15 protein-coding genes and 1 pseudogene are annotated in these 19,680 nt (G+C 57.4%); 11 read left to right on the top strand and 5 right to left on the bottom strand.

Going from position 1 to position 19,680, the window contains the following annotated elements:
- The 7 genes from AC5SEO_RS05080 to AC5SEO_RS05050 all read left to right on the top strand — a co-directional run.
- Positions 1–598, top strand: a 598-nt coding sequence (locus AC5SEO_RS05080; protein ID WP_495363786.1) for an IS3 family transposase, incomplete at its 5' end; no start/stop codon positions are given.
- Positions 599–697: 99 nt separating this feature from the next.
- Positions 698–1,294: a hypothetical protein gene (locus AC5SEO_RS05075; RefSeq protein ID WP_495363785.1), complete on the top strand. Its 597-nt coding sequence runs from the start codon at positions 698–700 to the stop codon at positions 1,292–1,294.
- Between the two features lie 42 nt (positions 1,295–1,336).
- The gene (locus AC5SEO_RS05070; RefSeq protein ID WP_495363784.1) at positions 1,337–1,741 is read left to right on the top strand and encodes a hypothetical protein; all 405 of its coding nucleotides are present in this window, start codon (positions 1,337–1,339) and stop codon (positions 1,739–1,741) included.
- 298 nt (positions 1,742–2,039) lie between these two features.
- Positions 2,040–3,425: a DNA cytosine methyltransferase gene (locus AC5SEO_RS05065; RefSeq protein ID WP_495363783.1), complete on the top strand. Its 1,386-nt coding sequence runs from the start codon at positions 2,040–2,042 to the stop codon at positions 3,423–3,425.
- Positions 3,422–5,380 (top strand): GmrSD restriction endonuclease domain-containing protein, encoded by a 1,959-nt coding sequence (locus AC5SEO_RS05060; RefSeq protein WP_495363782.1) that lies wholly within the window; start codon positions 3,422–3,424, stop codon positions 5,378–5,380. The genes AC5SEO_RS05065 and AC5SEO_RS05060 overlap by 4 nt, the downstream gene beginning before the upstream one ends.
- Positions 5,381–5,550: 170 nt before the next feature.
- Positions 5,551–8,199: a Z1 domain-containing protein gene (locus tag AC5SEO_RS05055; RefSeq protein WP_495363781.1), complete on the top strand. Its 2,649-nt coding sequence runs from the start codon at positions 5,551–5,553 to the stop codon at positions 8,197–8,199.
- A complete protein-coding gene (locus AC5SEO_RS05050; protein WP_495363780.1) occupies positions 8,196–9,257 on the top strand; it encodes a PD-(D/E)XK motif protein in 1,062 nt (353 codons plus the stop codon). Before AC5SEO_RS05055 ends, AC5SEO_RS05050 begins: the two co-directional genes overlap by 4 nt.
- Positions 9,258–10,147: 890 nt before the next feature.
- Here AC5SEO_RS05050 and AC5SEO_RS05045 read toward each other — a convergent pair.
- The 4 genes and pseudogenes from AC5SEO_RS05045 to AC5SEO_RS05030 form a co-directional block, all read right to left on the bottom strand.
- On the bottom strand, positions 10,148–10,687 hold the full coding sequence (locus AC5SEO_RS05045; protein WP_495363779.1) for a hypothetical protein: 540 nt from the start codon (positions 10,685–10,687) through the stop codon (positions 10,148–10,150).
- 46 nt (positions 10,688–10,733) lie between these two features.
- Positions 10,734–11,015, bottom strand: a complete 282-nt coding sequence (locus AC5SEO_RS05040) for a hypothetical protein (RefSeq protein WP_495363778.1) — start codon at positions 11,013–11,015, stop codon at positions 10,734–10,736.
- Positions 11,016–11,279: 264 nt separating this feature from the next.
- Complete coding sequence (locus AC5SEO_RS05035; protein ID WP_495363777.1) at positions 11,280–12,431, bottom strand: hypothetical protein; 1,152 nt, start codon at positions 12,429–12,431, stop codon at positions 11,280–11,282.
- Between the two features lie 186 nt (positions 12,432–12,617).
- A pseudogene (locus AC5SEO_RS05030) lies at positions 12,618–13,380 on the bottom strand (Tn3 family transposase); the annotation flags it as partial.
- Positions 13,381–13,915: 535 nt separating this feature from the next.
- On the opposite strand from AC5SEO_RS05030, the gene AC5SEO_RS05025 reads away from it, so the two are divergent.
- The gene (locus AC5SEO_RS05025) at positions 13,916–15,124 is read left to right on the top strand and encodes an MFS transporter (RefSeq protein ID WP_013761216.1); all 1,209 of its coding nucleotides are present in this window, start codon (positions 13,916–13,918) and stop codon (positions 15,122–15,124) included.
- 100 nt (positions 15,125–15,224) lie between these two features.
- Here AC5SEO_RS05025 and AC5SEO_RS05020 read toward each other — a convergent pair whose 3' ends face one another.
- Positions 15,225–16,313, bottom strand: a complete 1,089-nt coding sequence (locus AC5SEO_RS05020; RefSeq protein WP_065705499.1) for a hypothetical protein — start codon at positions 16,311–16,313, stop codon at positions 15,225–15,227.
- Between the two features lie 348 nt (positions 16,314–16,661).
- On the opposite strand from AC5SEO_RS05020, the gene AC5SEO_RS05015 reads away from it, so the two are divergent.
- The 3 genes from AC5SEO_RS05015 to AC5SEO_RS05005 all read left to right on the top strand — a co-directional run bounded on the left by AC5SEO_RS05015 (position 16,662) and on the right by AC5SEO_RS05005 (position 19,676).
- The gene (locus tag AC5SEO_RS05015) at positions 16,662–17,099 is read left to right on the top strand and encodes a DUF2268 domain-containing putative Zn-dependent protease (RefSeq protein WP_142851505.1); all 438 of its coding nucleotides are present in this window, start codon (positions 16,662–16,664) and stop codon (positions 17,097–17,099) included.
- 129 nt (positions 17,100–17,228) lie between these two features.
- Entirely contained in the window at positions 17,229–17,738 is a 510-nt protein-coding gene (locus tag AC5SEO_RS05010) for a cytochrome P460 family protein (RefSeq protein ID WP_495363776.1), read from the top strand.
- 183 nt (positions 17,739–17,921) lie between these two features.
- On the top strand, positions 17,922–19,676 hold the full coding sequence (locus tag AC5SEO_RS05005; RefSeq protein WP_495363775.1) for a cytochrome c biogenesis protein DipZ: 1,755 nt from the start codon (positions 17,922–17,924) through the stop codon (positions 19,674–19,676).
- Positions 19,677–19,680: the final 4 nt, after the last annotated feature.

Here is a 19,680-nt window from a genome sequence, read left to right as displayed (position 1 = left end):
GAAAGGTGCACGTACGGTTCGGGGAGGAGAAGTGCTTCTGCGCTTCTTACTCCACGTGCGCCTCGCCCCAGCCGGGGAGGCGTATGACTGGTTCGGGAGGAGAAGCGCATCCGCACTTCTTACTCCACTCTGGACCGCAGACGGCTGGCTGTATGTCGCTGCCGTCATTGACCTGTTCTCACGCCGTGTCGTCGGCTGGTCTAAGAATGCCAACATGACGGCCCAGTTCGTAGCAGATGCGTTGATCATGGCGATCTGGCGTCGAGGAAAAACAGATGCGCTCCTGCATCATTCCGATCAGGGATGCCAATATACGAACGAGCAGATCCAGCGCCTCATGGGCGACCACGGCATCACCTGCTCGATGAGCCGCTCTGGAAATGTCTGGGACAACGCCGCAATGGAGAGCTTCTTCTCATCATTGAAAACGGAGAGAACAGCACGGAAGGTTTATCGCACGAGAAACGACGCCAGAGCGGATGTCTTCGATTACATCGAGCGCTTCTACAATCCGAAAAGACGCCACTCGACACTGGGCTATCTCAGCCCCAATGACTTTGAAACCAAGATGGAATTAGCTTACCCTTGTGTCCGATAAACCGGCAGCAGGCCAGGGATTGCATCGAAAGCGATGGAGCTAGACAAATTCAACGTAAAGTATAGCTTGTCGTTGCCAGTCAACTTTATGGGGGATCAAATGCAGAAGGAATTAGAAGACGGAAGATTTGAAATGTTATTACCGTCTGAGGGCAAGCCAAGTCCGGATCAGCCGGATTTCCCAATGCCCCACCCGTGGCCTCCTGCGGGTCCACCGGCAAGATTCTGCACTTTAGCGGAGGCCGGCTCAGATGATATTTATCTTAGAGACCGAAAAGGCCAAGTAGTCTGCACACTTGCTAAAATATGCATGGATTTTAGGGCATACAAAACGAACATCGACGGCACGATTACCCGCGTGACCGTTGCGTCATCAACCAGGGTTTTCGCGCGTCACAGTCAGTGGATCAAGGATGATGACGACCCGGCGAGTTGGACTCCCATGATCCAAATGCACCATTCCTTCTACGATGCGGGCTACTTCAACGATCCAGCCCACGAGCATAAAATTCCTCTTGGGTGGACTGAGCGCATCTGCGGACGGAACGTCTGGTTCACGCCAGCTTCCTGGCCGAACTCGCAGAGCGAGATAAAGAAAGAACACCTCTGGGTGGATGACCCTTTGCCAACTTTCGATGTCAGAGGGTATCTTAGGATCACATACGATCCGCGTCTCTCGGGCTTTTGTGGGAATTAACCCTAGAATTCGTGATAAGCTGTCAACTCATCATACCCACCGATGAGCACCCCGTCGTGGAAAAAAGGTATTTTAGCCAGCGTCCCTGAACCGCTGGATCTTCTCCTGCGTGTCGTGGTCCGTTACCGTGAAGTGCCCCTTGTTGCTCTTGAGAAAGCCTTGGCACGGACGCCAAAGGTGAAGGGGAGACATCCGATCGCGCAGAAAGTGCTGTCGCGCATTGATGCTGACTTGCCACTGAAGTTTCATCCAGCTGCGATTAGAGCCTCGGTTGTTCAGATCAAGCCGCTGTCTGCCACCATTTTCCTGAGGGAGATGGAAGATAATCCGCATCCGCTTCTGATCATCATCAAGGGATCACTGGGGTTCAGGTGCGCGCAAGGTTTCCGCCGGCAGGCCTGGTTGCCGCCATGCCCGCTACGAGTAAGGAAAGCAGTTGTGCTATGAGGGAGGCAATGATTGCTCTGGGAGACAAAGCTGCCGTTTGCAGGTGCCGCGCGACGAAGCGCACCATCGCGCCGGGGTGTGCCGACAGAGCGGGAAGCGGCAATCCGTGCGCAGCGCGGCAATTACTCGTCCCGCGGCCCACGACGGGCGGAAACCCAGTCCAAATTCTTGTCCGCATCCTCCATGGTGAGCAAATCGACAAACTATTGGACATACAGCAAGAATCGCACAATATCTGTATTTCAACAAATCATGAGAAATCTCGCCCGACCAGGCCGAGACGGGTTGGGTTGGAATAATGGGAACTAGTAACGAGGCCTTCCGTTTCGTCGACCTCTTCGCGGGGCTTGGTGGTTTCCACGTCGCCCTCGATGAGTTGGAGGGGCGTGGTGTATTCGCTGCAGAGAGGGAGCCCAAACTGAAGGCTCTCTACAAAGTCAACTTCGGCGTCGACGCTTGGGGTGACCTTAATGAGTTGAGCAGCGACGAAATCATAGCCCTCAAGGTGCCCGATCACCACGTCCTTACCGCAGGTTTCCCATGCCAACCGTTCTCCAAAGCAGGAGACCAATTGGGCTTTGAGGACACGGATCAGGGTAATCTCTTCTTCAAGGTGCACGACATTTTGCGCGTCAAGCGGCCACAACACTTCATCTTGGAGAATGTGCCCAATATCCTCAAGCACGACGGCGGTCGCACCAGGATCACGATCATTCGCTTGTTGGAGGAGCTTGGCTACTCCGTCAAAGTAGAGCACTTCTCGCCCCACGATTTCGGCATTCCACAGGTGCGAGACCGCGCCTACTTCGTTGGATCTCTCCAGGGTCTCGATCATTTTGAGTGGCCAGCGAAGCATAAAGATCCAACCGAAATCCAATGGGTACTGCGCCACGAAGGGCAGTCCACGCGCGCCATCCCGGAGCAGACGCTGCGAGCCATTGACATGTGGGGCGACTTCCTGCGCCGCTCGCCGGCTTCGCTGAAGCTGCCTTCCTTCCCGATCTGGGCGATGGAATTTGGGGCAACCTATCCCTATTTGGACGAGACTCCGGCAGGAGTTTGGCTTCGCAGACCTGTCCGGGGTCTCAGCCGGATGGGTTTCAAGGGCAGCTTCGGCCAGTCCCTCGATTGCTCGCTCGACGAACAACTTGCGAGGATTCCTAGCCACGCTAACCGCCTAGGCGACTTAAGTTTCCCACATTGGAAGCAGACTTTTATCAGGCAAAACCGCGAGTTCTACCAAGTCAACCGCCACTGGATCGACCCCTGGATCGCAAGATGGAGCCCACAAAGCTTCCCGTCTAGCTTCCAGAAAATGGAGTGGAACGCACAAGGTGAGGACCGTGACATCGACAATTTCGTGCTACAGGTGCGTGCGTCAGGACTGAGGGTCAAGCGTCCTACCACCTCCCCGAGTCTCATCGCCTTCACGCAGACCCAAGTGCCCATCCTCGGTGCTAATCTGGCCGGCGAACGTCGTTACATGACACCAGCCGAGTGTGCTGAACTTCAGTCCCTCGGAGGTATCCAGCTACCCGCATCGGACATCGACGCGTATAAAGCCTTGGGGAACGCAGTGAACGCTCGCGTTGTCAAAGCAATCGCCGAACGGTTGTTGCACGGGCTCATCCGGCCCACCTCGAGCATCACCTCTGGCCTCGAACCGTTAAGAGCTGCTGAATGACTGATCATATCGAACATGAAGACGACTTCGACGAGGAAGACCCGCGGGGCCTCTTCCTAGAAAGCATCGCCGAAGGGTTGGCAACTCTCTCCGAGGCTTCTGACACGCCGAACGGCGTTGGTCCAGTTTCGTCGATTTTTAGCAGCGGTGACGTCGACTTCACCTCGGACGCGTGGATGAACAAACTCGCTGAAGTTCAAGGCTGGTTGAGCCTAAGCGAGGACCTTCCGCTAACGGGCGGCAAACCATTCCTTCAGACACTAATAGTTGAATTTAACCTAGAACCCAACGACCTCCTTGCTCCCGGAGGTGCCAACCCGCCGCTGAGTCTTCGCGCGCTTGAGCGCCTCAACGAGCGCGTGGAGGCAGCCGTACGGCTTCAGGGAAATTATCTTGAAGAACTCGAGGCAAAGGGCACTAATCGTGGAACCGCTACCCAGTCGTGGGCTGACGCGTGGGGCGAGATCGACGCGGGCGAGGAAGCGATGACCCCGGAGCCGGTTACGGCAAAAGCCGCAGTATGGCCGATCTTCCAACTTACCAAGAAGCCCCCAAACCTGACGCCGTCGTACCAGCGTGGTGACGTATGGGCCAATGGCGACAGACAGTCGCTGATGGAGTCCATCCTACGTGGTGTTCCTCTGCCATCCGTCATTCTGCTGCGAACCGGACCTTCTACGCCGCATGAGGTGGTCGACGGCAAGCAGAGGCTCACGGCCATCCTCCGATTTGTGGGAAAGCACCCCGTCGCTAAGCAGAAGGTTGCAGAGGTCACCGCTCGGCACAAAGATAAGAAATTCAACGATCAAGGACGTCTTGATGACCAAGGTAAGAGGGATCTGACAGATCTCTTCAATGACGATTACCCTGCGTTTCGCCGTGCGTGGAAAGCGCTAGAAGGTAGCCCACTCAAATCCACAGATGAGAACGAATATTACTTCCCATTCAAGCTGCGAACGACCGGAGACGGCGGGCTGGTTGGCCCCCATCTCGAACCTCTCCGGGGAAAGTACTACACGCAGATCAAGGATCGGGAGATCAACGTCGCTAATCAGCAAATTGTCGTCGAAGCGTTATTCGAGGACCCGGTGGACTACACCGTTCCCGTCATTGAATACACTCAGGCCAGCCAAGCCCAGATCCATGAGGTCTTTCGCCTCTACAACAAGCAGGGCGTACATCTGAATGCTGAAGAGATCCGAAACGCCGTCTACCACGAGGTCGAACTTACCCGCGCGACCCTTGCCGCCGCCGGCGACGCCGATCCGAGCACTGATGTCGCCAAGATCTCCAAATCGCTTGCCGGTATTGACGATCTTGGCCGCCTAGGTGACGCGTTGACGGACTACGGTTTTGGAGGCACCCGCTACAAACGCACTAAGGTTCTCGCTTGGGTCATCTCGGTCCTGTTACATGATAGCAAAGAGGTCACTAAAGAGGGCATCAAAGAGAAAGACTTGGCATCGACTAGCCGCAACATCGACGATTTGCTGAAGGCGATTCAGAGGAATGGTTCGCATCCCCTAGCCCAATCATCGATGTTAACCAAGCTGTTCTCGCTGCTGCTAAACGCTGTCGAACTCCATTCATCGCACGATGAGTTGTGGTCTGATCGCTTCAAGGATGGCGGCAAGGGCGCCAAGTGGCAGGAACTCCAACTCGTAGGTTCCCTCGTCGGCATTACAATGGCCTTGGCTGCCTCGCCAGACGACATCGAGGGCCGCATCGAGGCCAATGCAAATGCTATCCGAACGGCGAGCGAGGAATCCGTCGACTGGCAACGACCCGAAAAGACGCAGACCAAAACCCAGTGGGACTACATAGCCAAAATCACCACAAGTATCCTCGAACTATTGGGACTGGACCCTAATCAAGCGGCTGAGGCAATACGTGTGCAGTTCGGGACCTCCGGGTACGCATCGTTGCAGCGGATGCGCATCAAGCCGAAAAGTTGAAAGCGGTGGCTGGACATTCCCAACTCGTTGAGCACGTCTACTTCAATCCACCCTTTCCCCAAGAAGCGGACTCGTGGTGGGAGAGGTACAAGGCTCAACTCGTCGGCTTGACTGACACAGCGCGTGCCTCAGTTGAAGCGGACTCCCGCTATATTTTGAAGCGCGGAATATTGGCAGCCGACACCGCGAAGCCCGAAGAGTGGTCATTCCGCCGCTCGCGCACGGGACTCGTCATGGGCTCGGTCCAGTCTGGTAAGACCGCTTCCATGCTGGGTGTCTCAGCCTTGGCCATCGACAACGGCCTCGACATAATCATCGTACTCGCCGGGACCCGCCTCTCCTTGTGGCGCCAGACCTATGAGAGGCTGGTGCAGCAGTTGGACTCGGGCGAGGAAAATGCACAGAAGATTAGACGCCGCCTGCTATGTCCGAAGCGTGGCATTGCTCTGTCAGAACAGACCCACCCGCTTAAAACCACTTACCGTTTGCCGTCGGCAGAGGTTCGAACACGGCTGAGTCAGGGCAGGCCTCTAATCATCGTGGCGATGAAGCAGACCGACCATCTGCATGCCTTGGGAGCAAGCCTCCGCGACAACGTTTTCAAGGAAGTTGCGGAGCTTGGTCGAACCGTCCACATGCTCGTACTTGACGATGAAGCCGACGATGGCTCGATTCTCGATGCCATCGTTGAGTCCTCGCAGGACCCCATTTACGGCAGGCTGAAGCAGATCCCACGTGCGATCGCCAACCTCTGGGATCCTCCCCAGGGGTCGCCTGAAAATCTGTTCTCGACCTACATCGCCTACACGGCGACACCCCAGGCCAACCTCCTTCAGGAGGATCACAACCCCCTGGCGCCACGAGACTTCCTGATTTCTCTTCGCACGCCACTCGACATCGGCCATCCAGTAGATACAACCAACCCTGGCAATCTCAATGCCCCTCGCTCATCGACTTACCCTGAGGCGGCTGGGATCCGCTCTTGCTACACCGGCGGAGAGGTCTTCTACCGCCGCACGGAAGCAGCTCAACTGTGCGTGCCCACCACCAACTCAGCTCAGCAGGACCTCGCAGATGCTGTCCGAGCTTTCTTGGTGGCTGGCGCAATTCGACTACACCGCTCTGGCAAGCTCGGTCCAGTGTCTGCCCTCGCAAAGCAGTTCGACACGAAAGAAGAAGCCCTTGCCAACGCGGCTTCGCCGCACTCTATGCTGTATCATCCTTCTGCGGTAATCCAGCACCATTTCCAGGGTGCTGAAGATGTCCTGATCTGGGCGGGAATTCCGGATCGATCGGCAGCTAGAAAACTCATTGATGGGGGAGATGCTAGGCTGCCCCAAACCTTAGTGGGTCAACTGCTGGCGGACCCCGCCCCATGGGCGCAATGGCTTGAGAAATATCGCGCCTCCGCCAGAGAAATTGAGAAGGAGTTCGACGTCCTGCCTCCGACGAGTTTCCCGGACTGGCAGACGGTCGAAAATCTACTAATTACGGAGATGATCCCTGGAACTAGGATCGCCGTGGTCAACAGCGACCCTAACGCTGACGATCGCCCTGCCTACGCACCGAGCCAGATTGCAGAGACTGGTAAATGGAGGGCAGCCCGCGACCTCTGCACGATCTTTGTCTCAGGAAATGTCATGGCCAGGGGACTGACGTTGGAAGGGATGACCACGGCGTTGTTTCAGCGTTCATCGGCCAATCCTCTGGCCGACACCCAGATGCAAATGCAGCGCTGGTTCGGCTACCGCGGGTCATATATTGAGTTGTGCCGCGTCTTTGCCTCCAGCGACCAACTGTCACTCTTCCGTGCTTATCACGATGTCGATGAAGCTGTTCGAACTGCCATCACCGAACGCATGATGAGCGACGCCCCTGAGCCCACCGTCTTGCAGGGACTCAATTTCGAAGCCACCGGCAAGATCGCAGGTGTCGGCAACCTTCCACTATCACCAGGGGCACGTCCTTTCGTTACAGTCATCAATGACAGCCGGTGGGCGGATCCGAATGCAGACATTCTGGCTAAACTCTTCGTTCGGCCATCCAGCGACCTCACTGTCGCCAATGTGCTGCGGGGCCGCATCCTAGATGTTCCACTCGAACTGACCGAGGCCGCCGAAGTCTTGGATAGCCTCACTTTCGCGGATTACCGCCCAGGAAGCGAGGGGTTGCACGCGGACTTCTGGAGCGCTATCGAAACTCGGGCAAACGCAGTTGCCCCACTGGCAGATGCACCTTTCTATCGCCCTCCGGTGAGACATGGTAAGGGAGACCAGCCGAGGCGAGCCTGTCCCTATGGCATCGCCGCCTACCTTCGACTTTGGTCGGCCAGCCTCACTCGGTCGATCACGGGTCTATTTGTGACCGGCCAGCCCGGCGATCTATGGTCCTACGCCGACCTTAGGCGCAAGAACACTGAGCGACCACGGTTCTGGATCGGCATTCGTTACGGAGATGGTGCCACCGTATCCAAAGGTCCGCTGGCGCTGCTTCCATTTGACATACGCGCCACCACAAAGAGGGTGGCCGGAGGCGAACTCAAGACCACTTGGGGTGCAAGCGACCCCGACGCCGGCCCGAGCCAATATCGCGGCGACGTCTACTTCGACTACTATCACCGTTACGCTAACGTGCCGCCGGGCAACACCACGGGGTGGCGACCCAGCGGCTCCGACGGTCAAATCCTCTTCTACGTTAATCAACACTCGGACGACGAGCACCCTGCGGTCGCAGTTGGAGTCTGTCTTCCTGCGGGAGGTCCGGAGCAATTTTCAGCCACCCGTGCTGGGAGAACCGTCGTTGAGAAGGAATTTCCATGACCAGCTACGAAGTAATTTTAAACCAGATAAACATCGTTCCAGCGGGCACAATTGGAGATGACCGAGCCATTACTTGGTTGACTGATGCGAAGGTGGTCGGGATCGCTCGGAATAGTCGTGGTCACTTAGAACTGTTCCTTGCAGGCGACGAGTTAACGCCCCGGACCGGCACAGTGAAGAATGCAATGCGCTACCACTCATGGCACCGTGACGCCCTGCCTCCTCTGAACGCAAACCGCATTTGCTTGCCCGCGCTCGGGCATTTCGACCAGGTCGGTGCATTTATTGCAGCTGAACTCCTGCGCGAGAAGGCTGATTCTAATTTGGAGCGCGCCTTTGCCCGCACCGAGCCGCTGATAGAACTCGCCATTAAGCGCATGGAGATCTCCGAAAGCGCGATCCTCGGGCTAGTCGGGGAACTGCTCCTACTCGACGCTCTATGCCGCTGCGCGGCCGATCCCCAGGTCGGACCAATCGTTCAAGCTTGGGATGGCTGGCGCCGCTCGGCAAGAGACTTCACATGGCAAGGCACGGGCGTAGAGATAAAAACCACTACTCGCACCACCTCAAGTCACGCCATCCATGGCGTCCATCAGATCGAGCCTACCCCTGCTAGTGATGACGCCAGAGGGGAAACGCGCCTGCTCCTCGTGAGCATCGGCCTGTGCCAATCAGATCTCAATGCGCCTGCTTTGTCGATCCCTTCCTTGGTGGAGAGCATTCTTGATCGACTCAACGGCACCGGCGCGAGCGGTTTGGTCGATGACTTCCTCACGCGCGTGTCTGTGTACGGCACAGAGTCGGGTATCGGATACGAGCATGCCACGATGGTCAACGAGGCACCGTTCACGACTACATTTGGCGTGACCTTCATCCGTGGGTACGACATGGGAGACCCGGCCGTCGAGGTCCTGCGGCGCGATGACCTCATCACCCATCAGCATGTGGATGCCCAGTCGGTCATCTTCCGCGTGGAACTTCCAGCGACGATCAGCTTGAATAACCCTATCGTAGGTGCGCGACGCGTCGCGGAGGCGATACTTAGCTTGCACTGTTAGGGACTGATGATTTCGCGCGGAACTGACGCTCGGGGGATCGCCGAATAAGTCGAGCAAGCCGGCGATGGGGAGCCCCAGAACGGAAGCAATGTTCCGCATCGCTAATATCTTGGCCGGATCTTTGCCGCGATGCCAAACGAACGGCAGCTTGCAGGGAACTGCGGTGGTGACTCTGATGACAGAGCAACTCCACTGGATCCTCGATGGCATCGATATCGATGCGATGATCCGCCATCCCGTGCGGCAGTATCAGATTGCTGGCTGAGGATGGCGAATTGAGATTGACGCGCAGGGGCGGTTCAGATTCAAGAATCTGATGACTTCGGCCGATTTAAAATGAGAGGAGATAATCTCCTCCAGATCGAGTTCAGCTAATGCAAGAACCTCCATCTATCATCAAAGCGATAAATTCTTTGAAGGCAGCGAGTTTCGACGACCCCATAACGCGTATCCCATTTATCAGCAGGGATATGGCAGAGCGCCTCGTCGCAAAGGCCTATGCGACGCGGACACCTTGGTCAAAGGATGCCAGTGTGGGGTGCTACCGCCTAACCAAAGCAGCGTTCGGCGCGTTGGAAGAGAAGCCGCGGCCAACGCCGAGGCTCACAACACTGACGCCGAGGTTGGCGACATTGCCACCCCGCCTAAGAACACTCGACGACGATTAGGGCGATGGTAGGCTAGCCACCAATGGTGTCTACAGTCTTGCCGCCGTCAACGTCGGTGCGAAGCTTACCATGGTGATGACAATGGACTTCTGGGATTTTGAAACTCAGGCTTTGGCATTTTTCGTGAATGTCGCGTCCGTTTTTGGACTGGGCGCTGCGGTCGGATATTACGAACTTAGGGCTGTCAGCGGCCTGCATTGGTAATTGCTCGCGGCGTGTCCGTCAGGCGGCGCCCAACGTCGAGAAACTTGTCTCCACCTCTTGGGAGGTCGCTTTATTCGCGTATGCGCCGCAGACTTCCTTGAAGGGGCACGTGGGGTTATCAGGAAGCTCAAACCACATCCAAGCGCCGCAGCGGCCGCTGTCGAACGTGAGTTTTTCGGCAGGGTTGATGTAGCGATGCAAAAGCCTGCCATCGACCATCCCGCACATTTGAAATACCGGTTTGTCGCTCAATGTCGTATTCAGGTGATGGAAAATGGCACCAAGGAAATGGTTTACGCCGGTGGTCAGTTCATTCATGGCGAAGAATACGTCAGGGAATTCGAGAATTTTGTCCCCTTCTCTCAGCCCTCGGTGCGTATAGCGCATAACATCGTTCTTTTCGTCCCAGTGGACGTCGCCGATGGAAAGATGAGTTAATTCGTCGCCCAGGTTCAATAGCCGATTGAACCACGTGGTCCCGCGGATCAGGTCCTTGAGGCGGTCAGGAAAAGAGCCCGTCAGCTTATCCGGATATTGAAATAGACCACGTGTCGACACTTTGAACCCGCGTGTCTCCTTTTCGTAGATTGCTCGCAGAACCTTTTCAGCGCAGTCGATTGCCGAGTACAGTCAGAAATGCGGCCTCGATCACAGTCGCGAGTTCGGCGGCGTTGTCCGCCGGTGTAAAGCCCCGCTCCTCCAGCTGTTGCCAGTCCAGCACCAGATTGGACTTGAGCTTGCCCGCCAGGCGTTGCAGGCGCATCGATTTCTCAAAATGTGCGGACACGCCAATCACCGCCCGCTGGTCCCGATCATTAAACTTGTAGGTTTCACCGTAGAATTTCCCGAAAATGGTTACCTGTCCCCAGTGTTCCGGGGCAAACATACGCACAACGGGGGCGATTTACGGCATGGGAGCGTCGGTCCTTCTGTCAACATCATACAAGAGAACGCATCCGGACGTCTCCAGGATAGAGCGGCTGTCGCGCACGGCGTCTGAAAATCATAAACCCTCGTCCCCAACATACATCTACGCAACTTCAAGGCGAACAGGCAAGGAGATGCTAAGGCACCCTGCGGGACTGACACCTAGATCTGGGAACCTTTGATGAAGTCCGCTGAGAGCTCTCGATTTGCGGGGCAATAAGCCTCAAAGCCGGTATTCGACAAACTTCAGATAGGGATCTTCGTGCAGGGGTTGATCGAAAGCCGAATGACGTTGTTTGGCTTCTAAAGCGGCCTTGTAGAAGGGGTCGTCGTCTGCAGAGGGGAACAGATGGGACGCTTCAGCAACGCTGTCCATTCGGAAGTCATCGCGAAGCCGCAGTACCATGTGCAAATCGGTGACCGCTTGGTTGATGTTGAATTTGTGGAAAAAGGGTAGTGCACACGCTTGTCTCACAGGGCGCACGGGCTGGATATGGCGAAAGATTGGAACGTCGCGCACTAGATCGGCAGTCTCGGTGAGACCTGGATCACGGAAGACAAAGCAGTAAATGACACCTTCCCGCTCTTTCTCTACTATAGGCTCGTAATGAGCTGTGCCGTCCGGCGACTTCACGAACTTATTCAACGCAAAGAAGGCTGCGGCACCTAAAGAGAACGTAACATCGAGCCCGCACGTATCAATCCCATAATGCTGTTCGACCAATGCCGGCTCGCTGGAAATACCGAGCTTGAAGGCACTCCAGCGACGGAAATACTCTTGCGATTCTGGGTCTGGAAAGTCCTCGAGATCGGACACCGTGTGCAGGCCATAGCGTTCCAAGTTTATATCCGGTAAATTCCGCCAGTCAGAAATACCGTGATATATAAGCTCGTCACTGTACATGCTGGAGAAAAATGGCTGGTAAGGCGGGTCCGCAAACCGGTCATTCCAGCGCTTCGTATATTTCCGCCAAAAGCCAGGCAATATCAGCCGCTCCTTGCCACCGACTGACAAAACAGGGTTCGGAAACGGGCGTTCGGTGAAGTATTCGCAGTTCTGTCCTCTGAAGGACATAAGCGGCCGCCAACGTGCGTTCTTATCGTCGGAGAGCAGTCGCTCGATGTCTGCAATAGACGACACCTCGTACTCACGGGCCGAGACTTTGGGATAGTCAGCCCGAGTGATATCCTCAGAGTTGAGCAGCCCACTCAAAAATTTGTTTCCATAAAACGAGTCAACGATGCAAGGCTTCGTCCTGTTGCCCGAATCGAGCATCTGGTGCGGAAAAAAGCCCGAAGCCAACAATTTTACGGCTGTTTGTGGTTCGATGCCCATGCGCTCAAGCATTTCTAGGTTCTTGGCTTCATCTAACATGCTCTCGCCTCCAAGCGAACTTGACTGGCACACCACATTTCAAGCAGTCGCGAACCATCATCGGTCCTAGTCTGAGGTAAGTAATCTAAAACAGCAATCCTGTGCTTGGGGATGCCTTAGTCGGGGTCGGAACAAGAGCAGTGCAAAATCGTACGCTAATGGCGAACGGTATGAGAACTTATCGACCCGCCGTAGACCGACGGGTAGACGGAGCGGTCGCAATCCGTTGGGCATCTGATGTTCGGCATCCCAAGTGTGGATGCCTGTAAGGTTGATATGTTCCCAACTCAGCGGCGAGATGTGCTTCAACGGAGTATCAGGAATGTCTCTTCCCGCACATTTCAGGTGTGTGACCGCGCGATCAAGATAGACCGTATTCCAAGTGCACGATTGCACTGACGACGAGATTGAGCCCTGAGGCGCGGAATGCTTGGCTCTCGAACGACCGGTCGCGGATATCGCCCCGCTCGTGGAAGAACACGGCCCGTTTCATCTTATGGGCGGCCTCGCCCTTGTTGAGACCGGCTCGGCATCTCCGCCGTAGTGGTGGACTTGAGTACCATTCGATCATGAAGAGCGACCTTTCGATACGGCCGAGGTCGCGGAGCGCACTCGCAAGATGGCTTTGCTCAGGCGACGCAGACAGCCTCTTGAGTATGGTAGACGGAATCACGCACCACGTCGTTATCGACGCCGCGAGATGGAGCAGATCGTCCCAACGATCGAGGATCAGACTGGTATTGATCGGCGCCCCGATGTGGTTCGACAGCGCCGGATATGCACCGCTCTTTTCTAGCATGTGGAACTTCCGGTCTTTGAGATCGCGCAGTCGCGGTGAGAGCCGCTTTCCGATCAAGGCGAAGAGCCAGAAGATACGATCACTCGCGCCGCCTGTGTCGGTAAAGTGTTCATGGATATCGAGGACTGTGTCCTGATCGAATACCTCATCGTTGGTAATGCTGATGAGAGGATGCACACAATCCTCGCAATGGCCGCGAAAGCCCTCAGCCAGATTGCTGACGAAAGCCCGATCAACAAGCGTCGGGGCTATGCCTCTAGGCATTATCCAATGGTATAAATGCAAGGACGAGGGGCGGAAGCCGTGCACGCGGTACATGAGCCCGTCGAAATGCCCGGCATCGAGTCTGACAAAGAGCTTTTCAAGTCTGTCGCTAGGGGCGGCGACGGAAAGGATGCTGGCTGATTCTACCGGCTGAGTATCTCCCGCTTCCACTCCGTATACGCAGGTACATCGGTGGATTCGGAGAGTGCGTTGGCTAATGGCCTCATCAAGCTTTTGTTCCCTTGGGATCGCAAGGCAAAGAAGGATGGCACGGACACGTGGGATAATCCGGCCCGCGCAGTGCGCAAGAAAGATTGTGCAGCGCACAAATTTCGGAGGAATTGGTATGAATTTCGGATTTTTAGATACATATCATCCGAAAAAATTCGTTTAAAACTCTCCCAACGCAAGGAGAGACACCATGACGGACACGACATCAGAATTTGATGGGTCAACGATTGGCCTGGAGGCCGCAGAGGAACCCGCATGGACCGCCGCAACCTGGTTTGCGGTTCTTTCGATGGCAGCCACCAGCTTTGCGCTGGTATCGGCCGAGTTTCTGCCAGCGGGATTGTTGACGCCCATGGCGCGCGATCTCGGCATTACGGAGGGTACGGCCGGGCAGGTCGTCACGGCGACCGCTTCCGTGGGCGCTGTAACGGCTTTGCTGAGCAATGTTCTCATCGGCAAACTGAACCGCAAGACCGTGCTTGTCGGTCTTAGTGCGCTGGCGATTGGCTCCAACATTCTCGCATCAGTTGCTGCCGATTTCTGGCTATTGCTGGTCGGCCGGGCCGGACTGGGTATTGCGCTCAGCGGCTTCTGGGCGCTTTCGGTTGCTGTCGTGGCGCGGCTCGTTGGCGCGAATTCGACCGGGCGCGGCATGGCTATCGTCACACTCGGCGTTTCGCTCGCCACCATTGCGGCTCCCTCCATGGGCGCCTTGATCAGCGACTGGGTGGGATGGCGCATTGCCATGTCGATGACGGCGGGGCTTGCCGTCATTGCCATGCTACTGCAAATATTCAGCCTGCCCTCGCTGCCGGCAAGTACGAGCAACAGTCTTTCCGACGTTTTCCGCCTGACGCGGCGGCGCAGCGTTCAGCTGGGGATGCTTGCCATCCTGTTGCTGATGACGGGGCATTTTGCCGGTTCGGTCTATGTGCGTCCGTTCCTCGAACAGGTGACGCTGCTTGAGACCACGCCGATTGCTCTCGCCCTGCTAGGCTTTGGCGTTGCTTCCGTGATCGGTAATGTGCTGGGAGGCCGCATGGCAGACACCAGTATCCGCCTCGCGCTCATCGTTACCGCCGCCCTGATGGCATTTGCAACAATCGCCCTCGTCCTATGGGGTATTCATAGCGGTGCCGCATTCGCGCTCGTCGCGCTTTGGGGCCTTGCCTTCGGCATGGCGCCCGTGGTGCTGCCGACCAACCTTTCCCGCGGCGCACCCGATGCTCTGGAAGCGGCAGGCAGCCTGATGGTTGTTTCTTTCCAGGTGGCTATCAGTATCGGGGCGGTTGTCGGCGGCTATATCGTGGATTCCTACGGTGCCACTGCGCCGCTGGCGCTGACCGCTATCCTGGCGGCGTCCACGGTCGCACTTGCCTTGCTGCAGCGTCGCGATTGACCCTGTCCGTGACGGCAGATACCTAAAACGAAAGTCCTGCCCGGAATTTGGTCCGGGAAGGACATTTGTGAAAAGCCGATATTTCTTGCCGTCGCTCTGATTACTTGCGGTAGGAAAGACCACCCCAGATACGGCCTTCGTCTCTGTGGCGGCCACCGTGTACTGCGCCGATATAGGCAGCGGCAGCGGAAACGAGTGCGGAAGCGGCCAGAAGGAACGCAGTCAGAATGCCTGCGACACGCGCTTTTTCTGCAGCATCCGCAGCTTTGGTCTTGGCGTCGTCCAATGCCTTCTGCGCCTCAGCCTTCACGGTCTCTACCTGCTTCTGCGCTTCATCGACCTTCTTCTGCGCTTCCGCCCTGACGGCCTGCACGCGTTCAACCGTCTGGTTTACGCGCGTTTGCGCATCCGTCTGGCTGATGTTTGTGCGGGCAGCGACCTGGTTGGCAAGCCATGTCTTATCGGCATCAGATATCTCACCGGTTGCAAGAAGATTTCCGAGGATGCCGCTGATCTGGCGCTGATAATCGCCGGCGCTCTGGTCACCCGTCAGAGGGGCGGCGGGCGCATCGGTTCTCAAAAGACTATCCGTGAAATAGTCGATTGGATTGGCTTTCAGGCCCTGCGGAAGCATTTGCTCGATGCTGGGTGCTGCAGCCTGACCGGCGCCTTGCGCCAGACCACCTGCTGCACTGCCAGCGCCGGAAATAATGCCACCCGCCAGTTGGCCAGCACCCTGAACGGCGCCACCGACTGCGGAACCCGTTGCCTCGACAGCGGTCTGCGCCACGCTGCCGACAGCTTTGGCGCCACCGGACAGCACGCCGAGCGCAAGAAACGCCGAGACAACCGTGCCGAGGCCCCACACGACCAGGCCATTCACACCATCGCGGACCGTCAGTTCGTTTCTGTCGGCAGCGCCGGCAGGCCGACGCATGCGGCCGGCAATATAGCCACCCAGCATGTAGGAGCCGACCATGGAAATGATGACGAAGAGCGCGGTTATGATGAGCCAGACTGTGCTGACCTCGCCGCCATTGTCCGCCGAGATTGAACTCAGGCCCAGGCCGCCCGCAAATGCGGTGAGAATGGCCATGGCGCCCGAGGAAATGACGGCACCGGCGAAAATCGCTGGCCAATCCACATAGCTGCGGTTTGGATTCGTTTCGATACCCGTTGGATCAACCATCAGCGTAGCCCCAACAATGAGAGGATGAACAGGACGACGACGACGAGGCCGACTAGATAGATGATGGAATTCATGCGATCTCCTCCGAATGGACGATCAATCCTCCGCGTAGCGGCGATTATATGCAGTGGGACATGCGAGCTGATTGCTCCTTCACCAAACTCGCCGCGCTCCAAAAAGTTTCACGACTTCTCGTTGCTTCGGAACGATTTTGCGCAATTTCCCCCGGCGAGGTGACGAAAAAAATGTGCTCGTGGTCGGCAAAGAGACGTCGCCGAACGCAGGCAAGCAGCATGACCAGCCAGACACAAGCCACCCGAACCAGATTGCGACGGAAGGAGATATACCATGTCTGCAATCGATCGAATTGGCTCCACCGCCTCGCTTTACATACGCCCGCGGCCACAGGACGTTTCCCAGGCCATGCCCGATCCCACACCCGAACGGTCGGCATCGTTGATCGGAGGGGGCGCCGCGCCTTCGCTCTCCTCCAATCTTGCCAACGCACTCTGGTCACTCCGGGGGCAAGATGGCGGAATAGAAGAGACCTCGCTTGAGGGCGGCGGAACAGGCTCCGATGAGGCCGAGCTTAGCCGCTGGGCAAATATGAGCCTTGGCGAGAGAATCCGGGCCCAATATCTGGAGGCGCGGGGATTGTCCGAAGGCGACCTTGCCGCCATGCCGCCCGACGAGAGGAAGGCAATTGAGGACGAGATCCAGGAAGCAATAAGGGGCGCGCTGGAAGCTCCCAAAGACGATGACGTGAGCGTGCTCGCCGGCCTTTGAGCGTGACATGCCTCCGGGGGCACTGCGCAGCGCTACGATCTGATACATAAATGCGGGTTTCAGGAAACATGCCGGATACCTGCAGGGCAGATCATTGCCTGATCTATTTCGGATCAGGCAGGATTTCCCATGAAGAGGCAGATTTTCTTCGCCGTCGCCCTATCGGGTGCGGCAGCAGGTTTTGGAACCGTTTATTCGAGCTCAGCGGACACGCCGCCGGAACTTGCTTCTCCCATCTATGGTGTCACGCTTCCTGGAGGATATCGTGACTGGAAGTTCATCTCGCCCGCGCAGGAAGCGCCGCCGCTGGACGAGCTTCGCGCTGTTCTGGCAAACGATATCGCCGTCGACGCCTACAAGAGCGGAACCCTGCCCTTTCCCGACGGCTCGATACTGGTGAAGCTCGCCTATAAGCGGCAGCAATCCACGGAGTTTCCGCCGGCCACGGTTCCGGGCGCGGCAACCACCGTGCAGGTGATGGTGAAAGACTCCAGGAAATATTCCGCCAGCCACGGCTGGGGCTTCGGGCGGTTTGTCAACGGCAAGCCGGTGGATGCTGCCCAGCATGAGACGTGCCTCTCCTGCCACGAGGGCAACGTCAAGGACCATGATTTCGTCTTCACGCGATATGCACCGTAACCGATGCCGGGGCTCGGGCGATTTCGCCTTCGCGACTGTTCGCGGAAAGGCGGCCTCTACACTCGATTACAAATTCACCGAAGCCCGGACACATCAGGGATACGTGAGGCCGAGAGATTGGCGCCATCGCCGGGTCGCCTTCGCCGCCCGGAGCCCCGAACTCCTGCCTGAAAGGACACGATGATGACGTTTCTGGTCATTGCCTATCTCGGAGGGGCGCTGACAATTCTCAGCCCCTGTATCCTGCCCATCCTTCCCTTCGTTTTTGCGCGGGCGGGGCAACCGTTCCTGCGCAGCACGCTGCCACTGCTTACGGGAATGGCGGCAACCTTTTGCGCCGTCGCCACGCTTGCCGCTGTTGGCGGGAACTGGGCGATCAGCGCCAATGAATATGGCCGGCTCGCGGCTCTTGCGCTGCTTGCGGTCTTCGGTGTCGGCCTGATTTCGCCCCGCGCGGCCAGCATCATCACCCGCCCGGTCGTTGAACTCGGTAACCGGCTCGCCAATGCTGCCGGCAAGCCCGGGTCAGTACCGACGATTGCGGGCTCGCTGATACTCGGCATCGCCACGGGCCTTTTATGGGCACCCTGCGCAGGACCAATCCTCGGGCTTGTCCTGACGGGGGCGGCCCTGAAGGGGGCCAATCTGGAAACGAGCCTGCTGCTTGCCGCCTATGCCGCCGGGGCTGCGACATCCCTTGCCGTTGCCATCCTCGTCGGTGGCCGGGTATTTGCGGGTATGAAGCGGTCTCTGGGTTTTAGCGAGCGGATCCGCCAAGTGCTTGGCGCGGCGGTGCTTGCCGGCGTCACGGTCATCGCGCTCGGTCTGGATACGGGTTTCCTGTCGCAGATTTCCTATGCGAGCACGGCATCCTTCGAACAGCAGGTGCTCGATCGGCTCCACACCGCCAAAGCGCCTGAAGCGGCGACGGCGGCGGGTGCCAGCGCCAGCGCTACCGCGGCCCGGTCAGAGCTGCCGGTTGAGGGCAAGGCTCCATCCCTCGACGGCGCCGTCGAGTGGCTCAATTCCCCGCCGCTCACGCGCGAGCAATTGCGTGGCAAGGTCGTCCTCATCGACTTCTGGACTTATTCCTGCATCAACTGCATCCGCACCATTCCCTATGTGCGGGCCTGGGCAGACAAATACCGCGATCAGGGCCTCGTCGTCATCGGTGTCCACGCCCCCGAATTCGCCTTTGAAAAGAAGATCGACAATGTCAGGCAGGCCGTCGCCGGCTTCAAGATCGATTACCCGGTGGCAATCGATAATGATTACAAGATCTGGCGCGCCTTTGATAACAGCTACTGGCCGGCGCATTACCTGATCGATGCCAAGGGCCAGATTCGCTATCACCATTTCGGCGAAGGCAATTATCGGCAGACCGAAGAGGCGATCCAGGACCTGCTGCGTGAAGCCGGCAGTAGCGCTTCCTCCAGTGCACCGGTGAGCCCGGAGGCGACAGGGGCTGAAGCAGGTGCGGATATCGGGCACATGCGCTCCGGCGAAACCTATATCGGCTACCGACAGGCTGAGAATTTTGCATCCAACGAGGCGGTGCGCGCGGACACGCCGCGCGACTACTCCGTCACGACGCCTTCCCTCAACGAATGGGGACTTTCCGGTACCTGGACGGTTGGCGCGGAAGCGGCCACACTTGATGCGGCTGATGGCGGCATCACTTATCGCTTCAGCGCCCGTGACCTGCATCTGGTCCTTGGGCCGGCAAGCGCCGGAAAACCGGTTCGTTTCCAGGTCACCATCGATGGGCATCCGCCGGGTGCGGATCACGGCGCCGACACGGACGCCGAAGGCAACGGCGTTGTCACCTCAACCCGTCTTTACCAGCTCGTCCGCCAGTCCGGCACCGTCGAAGCGAGAACCTTTGCCATCCGCTTCCTCGACCCCGGCGTGCAGGCCTATGCCTTCACGTTCGGCTGAACCT

It is taken from the genome of Agrobacterium sp. K11, from assembly GCF_059429395.1.
This window is presented reverse-complemented; position numbering and strand designations above follow the sequence as displayed.

Coding starts and splice junctions, on each gene's coding strand:
- AC5SEO_RS05050 (WP_495363780.1), top strand. CDS start 8,196: ATGACCAGCTACGAAGTAATTTTAAACCAGATAAACATCGTTCCAGCG.
- AC5SEO_RS05035 (WP_495363777.1), bottom strand. CDS start 12,431: ATGTTAGATGAAGCCAAGAACCTAGAAATGCTTGAGCGCATGGGCATC.
- AC5SEO_RS05015 (WP_142851505.1), top strand. CDS start 16,662: ATGTCTGCAATCGATCGAATTGGCTCCACCGCCTCGCTTTACATACGC.
- AC5SEO_RS05075 (WP_495363785.1), top strand. CDS start 698: ATGCAGAAGGAATTAGAAGACGGAAGATTTGAAATGTTATTACCGTCT.
- AC5SEO_RS05010 (WP_495363776.1), top strand. CDS start 17,229: ATGAAGAGGCAGATTTTCTTCGCCGTCGCCCTATCGGGTGCGGCAGCA.
- AC5SEO_RS05025 (WP_013761216.1), top strand. CDS start 13,916: ATGACGGACACGACATCAGAATTTGATGGGTCAACGATTGGCCTGGAG.
- AC5SEO_RS05070 (WP_495363784.1), top strand. CDS start 1,337: ATGAGCACCCCGTCGTGGAAAAAAGGTATTTTAGCCAGCGTCCCTGAA.
- AC5SEO_RS05065 (WP_495363783.1), top strand. CDS start 2,040: ATGGGAACTAGTAACGAGGCCTTCCGTTTCGTCGACCTCTTCGCGGGG.
- AC5SEO_RS05005 (WP_495363775.1), top strand. CDS start 17,922: ATGACGTTTCTGGTCATTGCCTATCTCGGAGGGGCGCTGACAATTCTC.
- AC5SEO_RS05040 (WP_495363778.1), bottom strand. CDS start 11,015: ATGTTTGCCCCGGAACACTGGGGACAGGTAACCATTTTCGGGAAATTC.
- AC5SEO_RS05020 (WP_065705499.1), bottom strand. CDS start 16,313: ATGGTTGATCCAACGGGTATCGAAACGAATCCAAACCGCAGCTATGTG.
- AC5SEO_RS05060 (WP_495363782.1), top strand. CDS start 3,422: ATGACTGATCATATCGAACATGAAGACGACTTCGACGAGGAAGACCCG.